Below are 16,182 nucleotides of genomic sequence, written 5' to 3' on the forward strand. Positions count from 1 at the left end.
CGGTCCATCCAAGACTGCGGAGCCCGCGATACCATGACGTCCCCCCTTATCGACCCGCCGATTTTCGACGGCCATAACGACCTGATCCTGCGCCTGCTGCGCAGCACCGCCACGGCGGAGGGCGTCGCCGCCGGGCTGCCCGACGGCCATATCGACCTGCCCCGTGCCAGGGCCGGCGGCTTTGCCGGCGGGTTCTTTGCGATCTTCGTGCCCTCGCCCAGCAACAAGGCCGAGCGCCAGGAGGAGATGAACAAGCCCGAATACGATATGCCGCTGCCGCCGATGATCCCCTTCGAAGAGGGCTATGACGTCACCATGCGCGGTGTCGCGGCGCTGGAGGCGCTGGAAAACGCCGGCGCGGTCACGATCTGCCGCAGCGTGGCCGAGCTGGAAACCGCGATCCACGGCCCAGACATGGCTGCGATCATGCATATCGAGGGTGCCGAGGGCATCGACCCGGAATTCGAGACCCTGCACGCGCTGCATGCGCGCGGGCTGCGCTCGCTCGGGCCGGTCTGGTCGCGCCCGACGGTCTTCGGCCATGGCGTGCCGTTCCGATTCCCCGCCTCCCCCGATACCGGGCCGGGGCTGACCGAGCATGGCAAACGGCTGATCGCCGAGTGCAACCGGCTCGGAATCATGGTCGATCTGAGCCACCTAAATGAGCAGGGATTCGATGACGTCGCGTCGCTTTCCGATGCCCCCCTGGTCGCCACACATTCCAATGCCTGGGAGGTCACCCCGCACTCGCGCAACCTGACAGACAGGCAGTTGCAGGTGATTGCCGAGAGCGACGGCATGGTCGGAATCAACTTCGCCTCCGCCTTCCTGCGCCCCGACGGGCAGATGGACAGCGATTTTTCCCTTGACCTGCTGCTCCGCCATCTTGACCATTTGATCAAATTTCTGGGCGAGGACCGCGTGGGCTTCGGATCGGATTTCGACGGCGCGCTGGTGCCGAAGGATATCGGCGACTGCGCGGGTCTGCCCAACCTGCGGGCGGCGATGGCCGCTCACGGCATCGGGTCCGAGCTGATGGAGAAACTGGCCTACCGGAACTGGCTGCGCGTGCTGCGGCTGACCTGGGGCGACTGAAAGAGCAAACGACAAGGCCACGCAATAACGGGCCGGACAAAAGACAACATAACCGTAGGGAGTAAATATCATGAAACAGTCACGCAGCTTGCGCGCCGCCGCGCTGGTCGCCGCCCTGATGGGCTCGGCCGCCCTGCCCGCCATGGCGGAAACCCCGCCCAACATGCTGGTGATCGCCAACCGCATCGACGACATCAAGACCTTCGACCCGGCCGAGAGCTTTGAATTCGCCGGCGCCGACGTATCGCGCAACGTCTATGAAAAGCTGGTGAATTTCGATCCGCTCGATCTCGACGCGGGCTTCGGGCCTGAACTGGCCGAAAGCTGGGAGATCTCCGAGGACGGCACAGAGATCACCTTCACCATGGCAGAGGGCCATGTCTTTGCCTCCGGCAACCCGGTGACCGCCAAGGACGCGGAATTCTCGCTGCGCCGGGCGGTAATCCTGAACAAGACGCCCTCCTTCATCCTCACCCAGTTCGGCTTTACCCCCGAGAATGTCGAGGAAACCATCGTCGCCACCGACGACAGCACCCTGGTGATCAAGCTCGACCAGAAATACGCGGTCTCGTTCGTGCTGAACTGCCTGACCGCCACCATCGGCGGCATCGTCGACATGGAAACCGCCATGGCCAATGAGGTCGACGGCGACATGGGCGCGGAATGGCTGCGCACCAACACCGCCGGCTCCGGCCCCTACAAGGTGGTGGACTGGAAGCCCAACGAATCCGTGCTGATGGATCTCAACCCCAATTACGGCGGCGAGAAACCGGCGATGGAGCGGGTGATCGTCCAGCATATCCAGGAATCCGCCACCCAGCGCCTGCAACTGGAGCGCGGCGATATCGACATCGCGCGCAACCTCAGCCCCGAGGACATCGCCTCCGTCAAGGAGACCGACGGGCTCAAGGTCGTCGACGAGCTCAAGGGCCGGCTGATGTATTTCTCGGCCAACCAGAAAAACGAGATGCTGAGCGATCCCAAGGTGCTCGAAGCGCTGAAATGGGCCACCGATTACGAGGGCATGGCCGGCAGCTTCCTCAACGGGCAATACACCGTGCATCAGGCCTTCCTGCCGCTGACCTTCCTCGGCGCGCTTCAGGACAAGCCCTACAGCTTCGACTTGGACAAGGCCAAGGCGGCGCTGGCGGAATCGGGCTTTCCCGATTGCGGCCCGATCGAGATCTCGGTCCGCGAGGCGCAGGAGCGCATCGATATCGCGCAATCGCTGCAAAACACCTGGGGCCAGCTCGGCTGCGAGGCGGAGCTGATCGTCGGCACCGGTGCGCAGACGCTCGACCGTTACCGTGCGCGCGAGCATGACATCTATCTCGGCGCTTGGGGTCCGGACTATCCCGACCCCAACACCAACGCCGGCACCTTCGCCTATAACCCGGACAATTCCGACGAGGCCGGCGCCACCGGCCTGCTCGCCTGGCGCAACGCCTGGGGCATTCCGGAGATGAGCGAGGAGACCCTCGCCGCAGTCACCGAGAACGACACCGACACCCGCCGCGAGATGTATCTGGCGATCCAGAAGGAGCATCAGCAGATCTCGCCCTTCGGCATCATGTTCCAGCAGATCGAACAGCACGCGATGCAGGAGAATGTGCAGGACTTCATCTCCGGCGGCGCCACCACGGCGGCCTCCTACTGGGTCGTGACCAAGTAACGTGGCCGATCTTTCGCAAACTCCGGGCGGGCAGCGCAGGCTGCCCGTTCCCCGCTGGCTGAAAAAGACCGCCGGCACGGTGCTGACCGTCGCGGTCACGCTGCTGGGGCTCTTGTTCGTCACCTTCATGATCGGTCGGGTCATGCCCATCGACCCGGTGCTGGCCGTCATCGGCGAGCGCGCGACGCAGGCGCAATACAATGAGGTGTTTCGCGAGCTCGGCCTAGACAAACCGCTGATCGCGCAATTCGCGATCTATGTGAACGACGTGCTGCATGGCGATTTCGGCACCTCGATCCGCACCGGCCAGCAGGTCTCCGAAGACATCGCCCGCGTCTTCCCTGCAACGCTGGAACTGGCGACGCTGGGCACCCTGATCGGGGTCTTCATCGGCGTGCCGCTGGGGGTGCTGGCGGCTGTCTTCCGGGGCCGCTGGATCGACCAGCTGGCGCGGCTCGTGGGCCTTGTGGGCTATTCCATGCCAATCTTCTGGCTGGGCCTCGTGGGGCTCTTGATCTTCTACGGCATTCTCGGCTGGGTCGCGGGGCCGGGCCGGCTCGGCGTGTTCTACCAGGGGCTGGTGCCGACGCGCACCGGGCTCCTGCTGGTCGACAGCCTGATCGCCGGCGACTGGACCGTCTTCAAGGACGCCTTCAGCCACATCATCCTGCCGGCCTCGCTGCTGGGCTATTTCAGCCTCGCCTATATCAGCCGCATGACCCGCAGCTTCATGCTGGAGCAGCTGAATTCCGAATACATCACCACCGCGCGGGTCAAGGGCCTGTCGGAATGGACGGTGATCTGGCGCCACGCCTTCCGCAATATCCGCATCCAGCTCATCACCGTGATCGCGTTGGCCTATGCCAACCTGCTCGAAGGCTCGGTGCTGACCGAGATCATCTTTGCCTGGCCCGGCATCGGCCAGTACATCACCACCTCGCTGCTCGCCAATGACATGAATTCGGTGCTGGGCGGCACGGTGGTGATCGGCACGATCTTCGTGGCGCTGAACATCTTCTCCGACCTGCTCTACCGTTTCTTCGATCCGAGGGCCAAATGAGCGATACGTCTCTCCGCGCCTGGCTTCTGGCCGACGCCCCCGCCTCGCGCGCCCAGGCGCGCGCCGCCGCCTGGTATGCGGGCTGGCTGAAACTGCGCGGCAACACGCTGGCCATGGCCGGGCTGGTGGTGCTGGTTCTGCTGATCCTCGCCGCCCTCCTGGCACCGCTGCTGGCCACACAAGACCCGTTCGTGCAGGATCTCGGCGCGCGGCTGAAACCGCCGGGCTGGGAAGGCCATATCTTCGGCACCGACAGTCTCGGGCGGGATATCTGGTCGCGCATCGTCTATGGCGCCCGCATCTCGCTCTATATCGTTGCGCTGGTGGCGCTGGTGGCGCCGCTTCTGGGGCTGATTATCGGCACCGTGGCGGGCTATATGGGCGGCATCATCGACGTGGCGCTGATGCGCTTCACCGATATCTTCCTCGCCTTCCCCCGGCTGATCCTGGCGCTGGCCTTCGTCGCGGCCCTGGGCGCGGGGATCGAGAACGCGGTGCTGGCGATCTCGCTCACCGCCTGGCCGCCCTATGCGCGGATCGCGCGGGCCGAGACGCTGACCATCCGCAATTCCGATTTCATCCACGCCATCAAGCTTCAGGGCGCTGGGCCGCTGCGCATCATCACGCGCCATGTCTGGCCGCTCTGCATCTCCAGCCTGGTGATCCGCGTCACCCTCGACATGGCGGGCATCATCCTGACCGCCGCCGGGCTCGGCTTCCTCGGCCTCGGCGCGCAGCCGCCCTCGCCGGAATGGGGTGCCATGGTCTCGGAGGGGCGCAAATACATCCTCGATTACTGGTGGGTCGCCACCATCCCGGGGCTTGCCATCTTCACCATCTCGCTTGCCTTCAACCTGCTGGGCGACGGGCTGCGCGACGTGCTCGATCCCAAGGAGGCCGGACAATGACCCCTCCCCCGGCCCGCCACGTCTTCTCTTTGCAAATACGCACCGGCCCGACAGCGGCCAGAGGCGCGCCATGACCAGTCTTCTCGACGTCGAAAACCTCCGCGTCACCTTCCCCACCCGCTCCGGCAGTTTCGAGGCGGTGCGCGGCATCTCCTTCTCGCTCGGGCGCGAACGCCTCGGCATCGTGGGCGAGAGCGGCTCCGGCAAATCCATGACCGGTCGCGCCATCCTGAAGCTCATCCGCAAACCCGGCATCGTCACCGCCGACCGCATGCAGATGGGCGGCACCGATCTGCTCACCGCCTCGGAACGCGAGATGCGCAGGATCCGCGGGCGCCATGCCTCGATGATCATGCAGGATCCGAAATTCTCGCTGAACCCGGTGATGACCGTGGGCAGCCAGATCACCGAGGCGCTGCTCACCCACGAGAAACTCTCCCGTGCCGAGGCGCGCAAACGCGCCGTCGCCATGCTCGACGCGGTGGCGATCCGCGATCCAGAGCGGGTGATGTCGCTCTACCCACATGAGGTCTCGGGCGGCATGGGTCAGCGCATCATGATCGCCATGATGCTGATCCCCAATCCCGAGATCCTGATCGCCGACGAGCCGACCTCCGCGCTCGACGTGTCGGTGCAGCTCCAGGTGCTGGAGATCATGGACAAGCTGGTGACCGACCGTGGCATGGGGCTGATCTTCATCAGCCACGACCTCAATCTCGTGTCGAATTTCTGCGACCGCATCCTGATCATGTACGCGGGCCGCATCGTCGAGGTCTGTCAGGCTGGCAAACTGCACGAGGCGAAACACCCCTATACGATAGGCCTGCTGAATTCCGTGCCCGATCTCGAACATCCCCGCCCGCGCCTCGACGCGCTGCAACGCGATCCCGCCTGGCGTGAGGCCCCTTCCGTGAGCGCGCTGACATGAGTGCCATCGAGATCCGCGACCTCTCGGTCTATTTCGGCGAAGGCGCCGAGCAGATGCGTGCCGTGAAATCCGCGAACTTCACCGTGGCCGAGGGAGAAAGCTTCGGCCTCGTGGGCGAATCCGGCTCGGGCAAATCCACCGTGCTGCGCGCCATCGCCGGGCTGGTCGACAGCTGGACCGGCGAGATGTCGGTGCTGGGCACGCCGCTCGGCCGCAAGCGCGCGCCGGCCTTCTTCAAGCAGGTGCAGATGGTGTTTCAGGACCCCTACGCCTCGCTGCACCCGCGCCATACGGTCGACCGGGTGCTGGGCGAGGTGCTGAAACTGCACGGGTTTTCCGATATCGACGCGCGCATCGACAGGCTGCTCGACGATGTCGGGCTCGGCAAGGGCTTCCGCTTCCGCTACCCGCACCAGCTGTCCGGCGGCCAGCGCCAGCGCGTCGCCATCGCCCGCGCGCTCGCGCCCGAGCCGCGCATCGTGCTGCTCGACGAGCCGACCTCGGCGCTCGATGTGTCGGTACAGGCGGAGATTCTCAACCTGCTCTCGGATCTGCGCGCCGAGCGTGGGCTCACCTATCTGATGGTGAGCCACGATCTCGGCGTGATCGGCCATATGTGCGACCGCATCGCGGTGATGCAGCATGGCGAGATCGTCGAGCTGCTGGATGTGGAGAAGATGCGCGCGCTTCAGGCCGAGCACGCCTATACGCGGCACCTGCTCGACAGCTCGATCCGCAGCGTGCGCGAGATCTCCTGACCGCGCACCCGGCCGTGATGGACGGCCTGCCTCCGGCGGGGAATATTTATGGCCAATGGAAACAGGCTGCCGCGCGCGAGGCGCCCCATGTTTCCATTGGCCCCAAATATCCCGGAGGTGAAGCGCGCCCCGGCGCGCGAAGGGGGCAGCGCCCCCTCCCTTTTCTCAGCCGGCCTTGCGCAGTTCCGGCGCCACCTTCGTGCCCAGAACCTCGATGGCCTTGAGCATTTCCGCATGCTCGATCACCCCGATCGCCATCTGCATCGACACCCGGTCGAAGCCCAGATCCTCGCGCAGCCCGAGGATCTTGTCGACGATCTGCGCGGGCGAGCCGACGAACTGCGCGCCTTCGGGGCTCATGGCGGCGTCGAACTGCGCGCGGCTCTGCGGGCCCCAGCCGCGCTCGCGCCCGAGCTGGTCCATCACCGCCTTCTGCGCCGGGAAGAACAGATCCGCCGCGCGCTTGCCGTCCTCGCCCACGAAACCGTGCACGTTGAGCGAGACCCGCGCTTTCTCCGCATGGCCCGATTCCGCCGCCGCGCGACGATAGAGATCGGCCAGAGGCGCAAAACGGCGCGGCTCGCCGCCGATGATCGCCAGCGCCAGCGGCAGGCCCAGCGCGCCGGCGCGCACCATGCTTTGCGGCGTGCCGCCCGCCGCGATCCAGACCGGCAGCGCGCCGTTCACAGGGCGCGGATAGATGCCCAGCCCCTCGACCGCCTGCGTATGCGTCGTGCCCGGCCAGCTCAGCCGCTCGCGCGCGTTGATCGCCAGCAGCATCGCCAGCTTTTCCTCGAAAAGCGCGTCGTAATCGCCCAGATCGTAGCCGAAAAGCGGGAAGCTCTCGATGAAGCTGCCGCGCCCGACCATCAGCTCGGCGCGCCCGCCCGACAGGTTGTCGAGCGTCGCGAACTGTTCGAAAACCCGCACCGGATCGTCCGAACTCAGCACCGTGACCGCCGAGCTCAGCCTTATGCGCCCGGTGACCGAGGCCGCCGCCGCCAGCACCGTGGCGGGGGAGGAGACCACGTAATTTGGCCGGTGATGCTCGCCAAGGCCGAAGAGATCCAGCCCGACCTCGTCGGCCAGCCGGATTTCCTCGAGCAGATCCGACAGGCGCCGGCGCGCGTCGATGCGCTCGCCGGTGGCCGGGTTGGTCCCGAGATCGCCGAATGTGTACAGTCCGATTTCCATGCGCGTGCTCCGTTCTTTGCCCCCAACCTAGCGCCGCCCGCGCGGGCCGAAAGCCCCCCGCGCCGCACAAACGCTGTGCGCCCGCTTGCAAATCGCAGCGCACTCCGCATTCTGGGGCGTAACCGGAGAGGGAGCCAGGGTATGACCAGAACAGCCGCGCCGAGGATGCGGGTGGCGCGACAGGACGAGGTCGCGCTGATGCTCGACTGGGCGGCGGCGGAAGGCTGGAATCCCGGGCGCGACGACGCGGCGGCGTTTCATGCCGCCGATCCGGAGGGGTTTTTCCTTGCCGAGTGCGACGGCGCGCCGGTGGCGGCGATCTCGGTGGTCAACCACTCCGACAGCTTCGCCTTTCTCGGGCTCTATCTCTGCCGGCCCGAGTGGCGCGGGCGCGGCGTGGGGTTTGCGCTCTGGCAGTACGCGCTGGCGCATGCGGACACACGCACGATCGGGCTCGACGGGGTGGCCGAGCAGCAGGAGAATTACGCCCGCTCGGGCTTTGTGCTGACAGGCAGCACCACGCGGCTGGAGGGCCTGGCCGCAGCGCCTGCGCCGATGCGCGCCGCCGCGATGGACGACCTGCCGGCGCTTGCGGCGCTGGACAGAGCCGCCAATGGCATCGCGCGCCCGCGCTTTCTGAGCGCCTGGCTCGCCCCGTGTGCCACCCGGCGCAGCGTTGTGCTGGACGGCGCACAGGGGCCGGCGGGGTTTGCCACCGCAAGGCTCTGCCGCGAGGGCTGCAAGGTCGGACCGGTGGTGGCGCCCGCTCTCGACGCGGCGCTGGCGCTCGCCGATGCGGCGGCGGGAGCGGTGGGTGCTGAGCGCTATATCGTCGATGTGCCCGGCCCGCAGCCGGGCTTTCGCGCGGCGCTGGAGGCGCGCGGCTTTGCTGCCACCTTCGCCACCGCCCGGATGTATCGTGGCACGCCGCCCGACAGCGCACCGACGCTCTTTGCCCCCGCGACGCTGGAGCTCGGCTGACAGCGTCTACGCCCAAAAAACAGGCAGCCCGCCCAGAGAACGGGCGACATGACCGGGCACGGCTTTACTTCACACCGAAAGCTTGCTGTTGCTGGCCGCATGAGTGCCGCGCTTTCGATCATCGTCGTAGAACCGGACCGTGACCGCGCCATGCTGATCGTCGACAGCCTGCGCGAAGCGGGCGAGTACGAGATTCACGTCATTTCCGAACCCACCGGCCTGGCCCGCAGGATCCAGGCGCTGATGCCGGATGTGGTGCTGATCGACATCGAGAGCCCCTCGCGCGACATGCTGGAGGAGCTGGCGCTGGCCTCGGGCCCGCTGGAGCGCCCGGTGGCGATGTTCGTCGACCGTGACGATGCCGGGCTGACCGATGCCGCCATCGAGGCCGGGGTCTCGGCCTATGTGGTCGACGGGATGCAGCCGCAGCGGGTGAAGCCGATCATGGATGCGGCCATCGCGCGGTTCCGCATGTTCCAGCGCATGCGCACCGAGCTTGCCGAGACCAAGCGCGCGCTGGAGGAACGCAAGATGATCGACCGCGCCAAGGGTATGCTGATGAAGGCGCGCGGCGTCGACGAGGACGAGGCCTATGCGCTCTTGCGCAAGACCGCGATGGATCAGGGACGGCGCGTCGCGGAGGTGGCGGCGGCGCTGGTGACGGCGGCGGGGCTGCTGGGATGATCGCCGCGACACTCTCGGTCGGCTTTTTGCCGCTGGTGGATGCGGCGCCGCTGATCGTGGCGCATGAGATGGGCTTTGCCGCCGAGGAAAGCATCGCCATCGAGCTGCGCCGCGCGCCCTCCTGGTCCTCGGTGCGCGACATGCTCAGCTTTGGCCGGGTCGAGGCGGCGCATATGCTCTCGCCGGTGCCAGTGGCCGCCGCGCTGGGGCTGGGCGGCACCGGCACGCCGCTGTCGGCGGTCTCGGTGCTCTCGGCCAATGGCGATGTCATCGGGGTCAGCAACGAGCTCGCCGCGCGGATGCGCGAAGGCGGGCACGATTTCGCCTTCAACGACGCGCGCGCGGCGGGCGCCGCGCTCATTACGCATGCCGCCCGCCCGCTGCGGCTGGGCGTGCCCTTCCCCTTCTCGATGCACGCGGAGCTGCTTTATTACTGGCTCTCCGCCCTCGGCCTGCCGGCGCCGCAAAGCGTCGATATCCGCACCGTACCGCCCTCGCTCATGGCCGATGCGCTGGAGGCGGGCGAGATCGATGCGTTTTGCGTCGGCGAGCCCTGGGGCTCGATGGCGGTGGAGAACGGCGTCGGCACGCTGCTGCTGCCGGGCAATGCGATCTGGCGCTTTTCGCCGGAAAAGGTGCTGGCGGTGCGCAGCGACTGGGCCGATGCCGAGCCCGAGCTGATGGGCCGGCTGATCCGCGCGGTCTGGCGCGCCGGGCGCTGGCTGGCCGAGCCGGGCTCGCCGATGCTGGCCGCCGAGCTGCTGAGCCGCTCGCAATATCTCGACCTGCCCCCCGAAATCCTCGACCGAGCGCTGACCGGGCGGCTGGTGATCTCGCCCCAGGGCGAGGAGCGCACGGTGCCCGGGTTTGTCGAATTCCACCACAACGCCGCCACTTTCCCCTGGCGCAGCCAGGCGGAATGGATCGGTCTACAGCTCGCAGCGCGCACCGGGCTCGACCGTGCCACCGCCGCGCGCAGCGCCGCGTCGGTGTTCCGCAGCGATATCTACCGCGCCGCGCTGGCCCCGACCCGGGCCGAACTGCCGGGTGCCTCGGCAAAACGCGAGGGCGCGCTCGACGCCCCCACCGCCGTACCCGGCGCCTCCGGGCATCTGACGCTTGGGCCGGATTCGTTTTTCGATGGCCGGATTTTTGAGCCCAGCCAGAGTTGACGCCCAGTAATTGTGCAGATGCAGCGTCAGGATTTGACCACCCGGTCAAAGGTGCCGGATTCCTACAAAATATAATTGCGCGGCGGGGCGAGTCTGCGTCATAGACCTCTCACGACACCGGCAATGGCGCCTGTGTCCCGAATTTCTCCCAGCGTTTGGGATCTATGAGCAAAGCCGCTCGACTGCTGCGACATCCGTCGCGGTGAGTCAGCGGCTTTTTTGTTTTGCCCGATCGCAACCGGGCGCATCACCAAAGGGACGGACCGACAGAATGAAGAACCTTCTCCTCACGCTCTCCGCCACGACGGCACTTGCTTCTCCCCTGCTGGCGCAGGATCTCGAAAAGGACGAACTGACCTTCGGCTTCATCAAGCTGACCGATATGGCGCCGCTCGCGGTAGCATATGAGAACGGCTATTTCCTTGATGAAGGCCTGTTCGTCACGCTGGAGGCACAGGCCAATTGGAAGGTGCTGCTCGACGGCGTGATCGGCGGCCAGCTCGACGGCGCGCATATGCTGGCCGGCCAGCCGCTCGCGGCGACCATCGGCTACGGCACCGAGGCGCATATCATCACCCCGTTCTCGATGGACCTGAACGGCAACGGTATCACCGTTTCGAACGCCGTCTGGGAAGAGATGAAGCCCAACATCCCCACCAATGCCGATGGGCTGCCGCAGCACCCGATCAGTGCCTCGGCCCTGAAGCCGGTGGTGGAAAAGTACAAATCCGAGGGCAAGCCCTTCAACATGGGCATGGTGTTCCCGGTCTCGACCCACAATTACGAGCTGCGCTACTGGCTCGCCGCCGGCGGGCTGGAGCCGGGCTATTACTCGCCTGAGAACGTCACTGGCCAGATCGGCGCCGACGTGCTGCTCTCGGTGACCCCGCCGCCGCAAATGCCCGCCACGCTCGAAGCCGGCACGATCTATGGCTATTGCGTGGGCGAGCCGTGGAACCAGGCTGCGGTGTTCAAGGGCATCGGCGTGCCGGTGATCACCGATTACGAGCTTTGGAAGAACAATCCCGAAAAGGTCTTCGGCATCACCGCCGAGTTTGCGGAAGAGTATCCCAACACCACCAAGGCCGTGGTCAAGGCGCTGATCCGCGCGGCGATGTGGCTCGACGAGAACGACAACGCCAACCGTATGGAAGCGGTCGAGATGCTGTCGCAGCCGGAATACGTGGGTGCGGATGCCGAGGTGATCGCCAACTCGATGACCGGCACCTTCGAATACGAAAAAGGCGACAAGCGTGAAGTGCCCGATTTCAACGTGTTCTTCCGCTACAACGCCACTTATCCCTATTACTCCGATGCGGTCTGGTATCTGACCCAGATGCGCCGCTGGGGCCAGATCCCCGAGGCGAAGTCCGACAGCTGGTACGATGAGGTGGCAAAGTCGGTCTACAAGCCCGAGATCTATCTCGAAGCCGCCCGAGCCCTGGTCGACGAGGGGCTCGCCGATGAGGCCGATTTCCCCTGGGACAGCGACGGCTACAAGGCCGCCACCCCCGCCGAGGACGTGATCGACGGCATCGCCTATGACGGCCGCCAGCCCAACGCCTATCTCGAAAGCCTGCCGATTGGCCTGAAAGGCGAGCAAAAGGTCGTCGGCACCGAGATCGAAGGCTGATTTCGCTTCCCGGTTGCGCCTGCAAGGGCGCAGCCTAGGGGAACTGAAGATAAGCGACAGATATATCTTCTGTCGCCGTCCCCTCCCCGAGACAGACGACGGGACGGCGGGCGGGGCGAGGTTTCCAGCGGAAACGAGCGCCCGCCCCCCGAACCGATCCATCCAACCCCGAGGACTCCTCAGATGACAACCGTCGATCCCGAATACGCCCGTGAAGCAGAACGCGACGCCCGCCGGGCCCGCCTCTTCACCCGCATCAACAAGGCCGACGCCTGGTTTCAGGTCCTCGGTCTCGCCTGGCTCACTCCGATCCTGAAAGCCGCCGCCGGCGACAACCCGCGCGCCCAGATGAAGGATATCTGGCGCCTGCTCGGCGTCCCGCTGCTGGCAATCGCGGGCTTCCTGCTGCTCTGGGGCACGCTGGCGCCCCGGGTCGAGACCTCGCTCGGCGCGGTGCCCGGCCCCGCCCAGGTCTGGGAAGAGGCGGTCAACCTGCACGAGGACGCACAGGCCAAGGCCGCCAAGAAGGAAAAATTCGAGGCGATGGTGGCCAAGCGCAACGACAAGCTCATCGCCGAGGGTCGTGCCGACGAGGTCAAGACCATCGCCTATACCGGCGCGCCGAGCTATTACGAGCAGATCTGGACCTCGATCAGGACGGTGTTCTTCGGCTTCCTGATCGGCTCCGCCGTGGCGATCCCGCTGGGCATTCTTGCCGGCCTCTCGCCCTATGCCAATTCCGCCATCAACCCGCTGGTGCAGATCTTCAAGCCGGTCTCGCCGCTGGCCTGGCTGCCCATCGTGACGATGATCATCTCGGCGGCGGTGGCGACCAATGACGGGCTCTTTTCCAAGTCCTTCCTGATCTCGGCCATCACCGTGACGCTGTGCTCGCTCTGGCCGACGCTGATCAACACCGCGCTCGGCGTGGCCTCCATCGACAAGGATCTGGTCAACGTCTCCAAGGTTCTGAAAATGAACACCTGGACCAAGATCACCAAGCTGGTGCTGCCCTCGGCCCTGCCGCTCATCTTCACCGGCTTGCGCCTGTCGCTCGGCGTGGGCTGGATGGTGCTGATCGCCGCCGAGATGCTCGCCCAGAACCCCGGCCTCGGCAAGTTCGTCTGGGACGAGTTCCAGAACGGCAGCTCCAGCTCGCTCGCCAAGATCATGGTCGCGGTCTTCACCATCGGCATCATCGGCTTCCTGCTGGATCGCGTGATGTACGCCCTGCAATCGCTCTTCACCTTCTCGAACAACCGATGACCGGCGCTCAAGCAGCGAAGCGGTAGCGCGACAAACCCAGCGCTCAAGCAGCGCAGCGGTAGCGCGACAAACCCAGCGCTCAAGTAGCGAAGCGGTAGCGCAGAAAGGAAAGACATCATGAGCATTCTCAAGTTCGACAATGTCTCCAAGAGCTTCGGCACCGGCCTTCACGAGAACAAGGTGCTGAAGGGGATCGACCTCGACGTGCAGGAAGGCGAGTTCCTCGTCCTCCTCGGCTTCTCGGGATCGGGCAAGACGACGCTGATCAACCTGATGGCCGGGCTCGAAAAGCCCACCAAGGGCAAGGTCACCTTCAAGGGCGCCGAGATCGAGGGGCCCGGCCCCGAGCGCGGCGTGATCTTCCAGAACTACTCGCTGATGCCCTGGCTCACGGTCAACGGCAATGTGCAGCTGGCGCTGGACTCGGTCTTCCCGCAGATGTCCAAGGCCGAGAAGACCGAAACGGTGGCGAAATACGTCACGATGGTCGGGCTCAGCCACGCCACCACCCGCCGCCCGGCGGAGCTTTCGGGCGGTATGCGCCAACGGGTGAACGTCGCCCGTGCGCTGGCGATGAACCCCGAAATGCTGCTGCTGGACGAGCCGCTCTCGGCGCTCGACGCGCTGACCCGCGCCAACCTTGCCGACGAGATCGAGGCGATCTGGAACCAAGACAAGAAGACCTGCGTGCTGATCACCAATGACGTGGACGAGGCGATCATACTCGCCGACCGCATCATCGCGCTCAATCCCGACGGCACCCTTGGCGAAGAGTTCAGGGTCACGCTGCCCCGTCCCCGCGACCGGGGCGAGATGAACCATAACGACGAGTTCAAGCGCCTGCGCGCCGCCGTCACCACCTATCTGATGGACGTGGGCATCGAAGCCAAGGCCGAGGGCACTCACTCCCTGCCCGACATCACGCCGATCCACGGCGCGGCCTCCGACCTGCCCGCCGCGGTTCAGGACGCCTCGGGCAGCACCCGCGAGGACCGCTTTCTCGACTTTTCGCAGCTGCACAAGGTCTATCCGACGCCCAAGGGGCCTCTCACCGTGGTGGAGGATTTCAACCTCAAGATGGACAAGGGCGAGTTCATCTCGCTGATCGGCCACTCGGGCTGCGGCAAATCCACCGTGCTGACCATGGCCGCCGGTCTCAACAGCATCTCCAAGGGCGTCATCAACCTCGACGGTCGCGCCGTGCTGGGCGCCGACCCGGAGCGTGCCGTGGTGTTCCAGTCGCCCAACCTCTTCCCCTGGCTCACCGCGCGCGAGAACTGCGCCATCGGGGTCGACAAGGTCTACCCGCGCGCCTCCCAGGCCGAGCGGCAGGAGATCGTGGAATACTATCTCGAACGCGTGGGCCTCGCCGATGCGATGGACCGGGGCGCGGCGGATATGTCGAACGGCATGAAACAGCGCGTCGGCATCGCCCGCGCCTTCGCCCTCTCACCCAAGCTGCTGCTGCTCGACGAGCCCTTCGGCATGCTCGACAGCCTCACCCGCTGGGAGCTTCAGGAGGTGCTGATGGAGGTGTGGAGCCGCACCAAGGTCACCGCGATCTGCGTCACCCACGATGTGGACGAGGCGATCCTGCTGGCCGACCGCGTGGTGATGATGACCAACGGCCCGCAGGCCACCATCGGCAAGATCGTCGATGTCGACCTGCCCCGCCCGCGCACCCGCAAGGCCCTGCTCGAACACCCCGATTACTACCTCTACCGCGAGCAGGTGCTGAACTTCCTCGAGGAATACGAGCACGGCAAGCACGGGAAATCCGGGGCCAAAGCCGAAAAGAAGAAAGCCGCCTGAAAGGCAGGCGCCCCGGCACCGGGGCGCGACCCAACGCAACCTCTCCATCGCGCTTGAAAGGGAGGCAATAAAATGGACACTGTCGTGGACGCCCCCACCAAAACCTTCATTCAGGTCACCGAGATCTGGGTGCCCGAGGCCGACCGGCTGGTTCTGGCGGAGGGCAATTACGGCGGGCTCGCCGCCTTCGAGGAGGCCACCCGCGCCATCAGCTTCGGCAAGGGCGAGGGCCTGCCGGGCAAGGCCTGGGCCGAAGAGCGCCCCGTCGTGCTCAAGGGCTTCGATGGCAGCTATTTCAAGCGCATCGAGGCCGCTGCCGAGGCCGGGCTGACCAGCGCCGTGGCGATCCCGGTCTTTGACGACGCCACGCTCAAGGCCGTGCTCGTGGTGCTCTGCGGCGATGACGAGACCCGCACCGGCGCCATCGAGGTCTGGCACGAGGAAGACGGGCTGATGATGCTGGATGACGGCTATTACGGCGCCGCCAGGCATTTCGAATGGGTCAGCCAGCACACGCATTTCCCGCGCGGCCAGGGTCTGCCCGGCGGGGTCTGGTCGGCCAACACGCCGATGCTGTTTCGCGATCTCGGCTCGGGCTACCGCTTTATCCGCGCCGACAGCGCCGGCAAGGCGGGGCTCACCACCGGGCTCGGCCTGCCGATCCCGGTGCCGCAGGACAAGACCTTTGTGCTCACCCTGCTTTCGGCACGCGGCACCCCCATCGCCCGGCGTTTCGAGATGTGGGACGCCCGCCCGGTCAAGGTCGGCAAGGAAACCGCCGCGATCCTCGCCGACGGCATCTGCGAACGCGACGGCCCGCTCTGGACCGACGACACCCAGCAGGAGCCGCGCCGGGTCACTGCCCATCAGGGCAATATCGGCAAGGTGCTGGCCACCGGCCTGCCGCTTGTCGCCAGCGGCAAACCCTCGCTGACCGAGGGCTATGACAGCATGGTCGCGCTGCCGATCTACGACGACGGCGCGATCTCCCACATCATCGCCTGGTATTGCTGAGAGGA

14 protein-coding genes are annotated in these 16,182 nt (G+C 66.0%); 13 read left to right on the forward strand and 1 reads right to left on the reverse strand.

The window, feature by feature from the left end; all coding sequences use genetic code 11:
• Positions 1–33: 33 nt before the first annotated feature.
• The 6 genes from I6N89_RS08690 (at position 34) to I6N89_RS08715 (ending at position 6,421) form a co-directional block, all read left to right on the forward strand.
• Entirely contained in the window at positions 34–1,095 is a 1,062-nt protein-coding gene (locus I6N89_RS08690) for a dipeptidase (RefSeq protein WP_207017925.1), read from the forward strand.
• A 70-nt stretch (positions 1,096–1,165) separates the two neighbouring features.
• Positions 1,166–2,767, forward strand: coding sequence for an ABC transporter substrate-binding protein (locus I6N89_RS08695; protein WP_207017927.1), 1,602 nt, complete (start codon positions 1,166–1,168; stop codon positions 2,765–2,767).
• Positions 2,768–2,807: 40 nt separating this feature from the next.
• The gene (locus I6N89_RS08700; protein WP_268957282.1) at positions 2,808–3,827 is read left to right on the forward strand and encodes an ABC transporter permease; all 1,020 of its coding nucleotides are present in this window, start codon (positions 2,808–2,810) and stop codon (positions 3,825–3,827) included.
• Positions 3,824–4,735 (forward strand): ABC transporter permease, encoded by a 912-nt coding sequence (locus I6N89_RS08705; protein ID WP_207017929.1) that lies wholly within the window; start codon positions 3,824–3,826, stop codon positions 4,733–4,735. Before I6N89_RS08700 ends, I6N89_RS08705 begins: the two co-directional genes overlap by 4 nt.
• A gap of 70 nt (positions 4,736–4,805) precedes the next feature.
• Complete coding sequence (locus I6N89_RS08710) at positions 4,806–5,663, forward strand: ABC transporter ATP-binding protein (protein ID WP_207017931.1); 858 nt, start codon at positions 4,806–4,808, stop codon at positions 5,661–5,663.
• Complete coding sequence (locus tag I6N89_RS08715; protein WP_207017934.1) at positions 5,660–6,421, forward strand: ABC transporter ATP-binding protein; 762 nt, start codon at positions 5,660–5,662, stop codon at positions 6,419–6,421. The genes I6N89_RS08710 and I6N89_RS08715 overlap by 4 nt, the downstream gene beginning before the upstream one ends.
• A gap of 165 nt (positions 6,422–6,586) precedes the next feature.
• On the opposite strand, the gene I6N89_RS08720 is transcribed toward I6N89_RS08715, so the two are convergent.
• Complete coding sequence (locus I6N89_RS08720; protein ID WP_207017936.1) at positions 6,587–7,615, reverse strand: LLM class flavin-dependent oxidoreductase; 1,029 nt, start codon at positions 7,613–7,615, stop codon at positions 6,587–6,589.
• A gap of 141 nt (positions 7,616–7,756) precedes the next feature.
• Here I6N89_RS08720 and I6N89_RS08725 point away from each other — a divergent pair, with 141 nt between their 5' ends.
• The 7 genes from I6N89_RS08725 to I6N89_RS08755 all read left to right on the forward strand — a co-directional run bounded on the left by I6N89_RS08725 (position 7,757) and on the right by I6N89_RS08755 (position 16,177).
• On the forward strand, positions 7,757–8,596 hold the full coding sequence (locus tag I6N89_RS08725; protein ID WP_236016515.1) for a GNAT family N-acetyltransferase: 840 nt from the start codon (positions 7,757–7,759) through the stop codon (positions 8,594–8,596).
• Positions 8,597–8,695: 99 nt separating this feature from the next.
• On the forward strand, positions 8,696–9,280 hold the full coding sequence (locus tag I6N89_RS08730) for an ANTAR domain-containing response regulator (protein WP_076696042.1): 585 nt from the start codon (positions 8,696–8,698) through the stop codon (positions 9,278–9,280).
• The gene (locus tag I6N89_RS08735) at positions 9,277–10,452 is read left to right on the forward strand and encodes an ABC transporter substrate-binding protein (protein ID WP_207017938.1); all 1,176 of its coding nucleotides are present in this window, start codon (positions 9,277–9,279) and stop codon (positions 10,450–10,452) included. The genes I6N89_RS08730 and I6N89_RS08735 overlap by 4 nt, the downstream gene beginning before the upstream one ends.
• 271 nt (positions 10,453–10,723) lie before the next feature.
• Positions 10,724–12,085 carry a CmpA/NrtA family ABC transporter substrate-binding protein gene (locus tag I6N89_RS08740; RefSeq protein ID WP_207017940.1) on the forward strand — a complete coding sequence of 454 codons (1,362 nt, stop codon included), beginning with the start codon at positions 10,724–10,726 and terminating at the stop codon, positions 12,083–12,085.
• A 183-nt stretch (positions 12,086–12,268) separates the two neighbouring features.
• Positions 12,269–13,351, forward strand: coding sequence for an ABC transporter permease (locus I6N89_RS08745; protein WP_207017942.1), 1,083 nt, complete (start codon positions 12,269–12,271; stop codon positions 13,349–13,351).
• 117 nt (positions 13,352–13,468) lie between these two features.
• Positions 13,469–15,163 carry an ABC transporter ATP-binding protein gene (locus I6N89_RS08750; RefSeq protein ID WP_207017944.1) on the forward strand — a complete coding sequence of 565 codons (1,695 nt, stop codon included), beginning with the start codon at positions 13,469–13,471 and terminating at the stop codon, positions 15,161–15,163.
• A 72-nt stretch (positions 15,164–15,235) separates the two neighbouring features.
• Complete coding sequence (locus tag I6N89_RS08755; RefSeq protein ID WP_207017945.1) at positions 15,236–16,177, forward strand: GAF domain-containing protein; 942 nt, start codon at positions 15,236–15,238, stop codon at positions 16,175–16,177.
• Positions 16,178–16,182 lie beyond the last annotated feature (5 nt).

This window comes from Salipiger abyssi, assembly GCF_017311415.1.
In the GTDB taxonomy this organism is placed as follows: domain Bacteria; phylum Pseudomonadota; class Alphaproteobacteria; order Rhodobacterales; family Rhodobacteraceae; genus Salipiger; species Salipiger abyssi_A.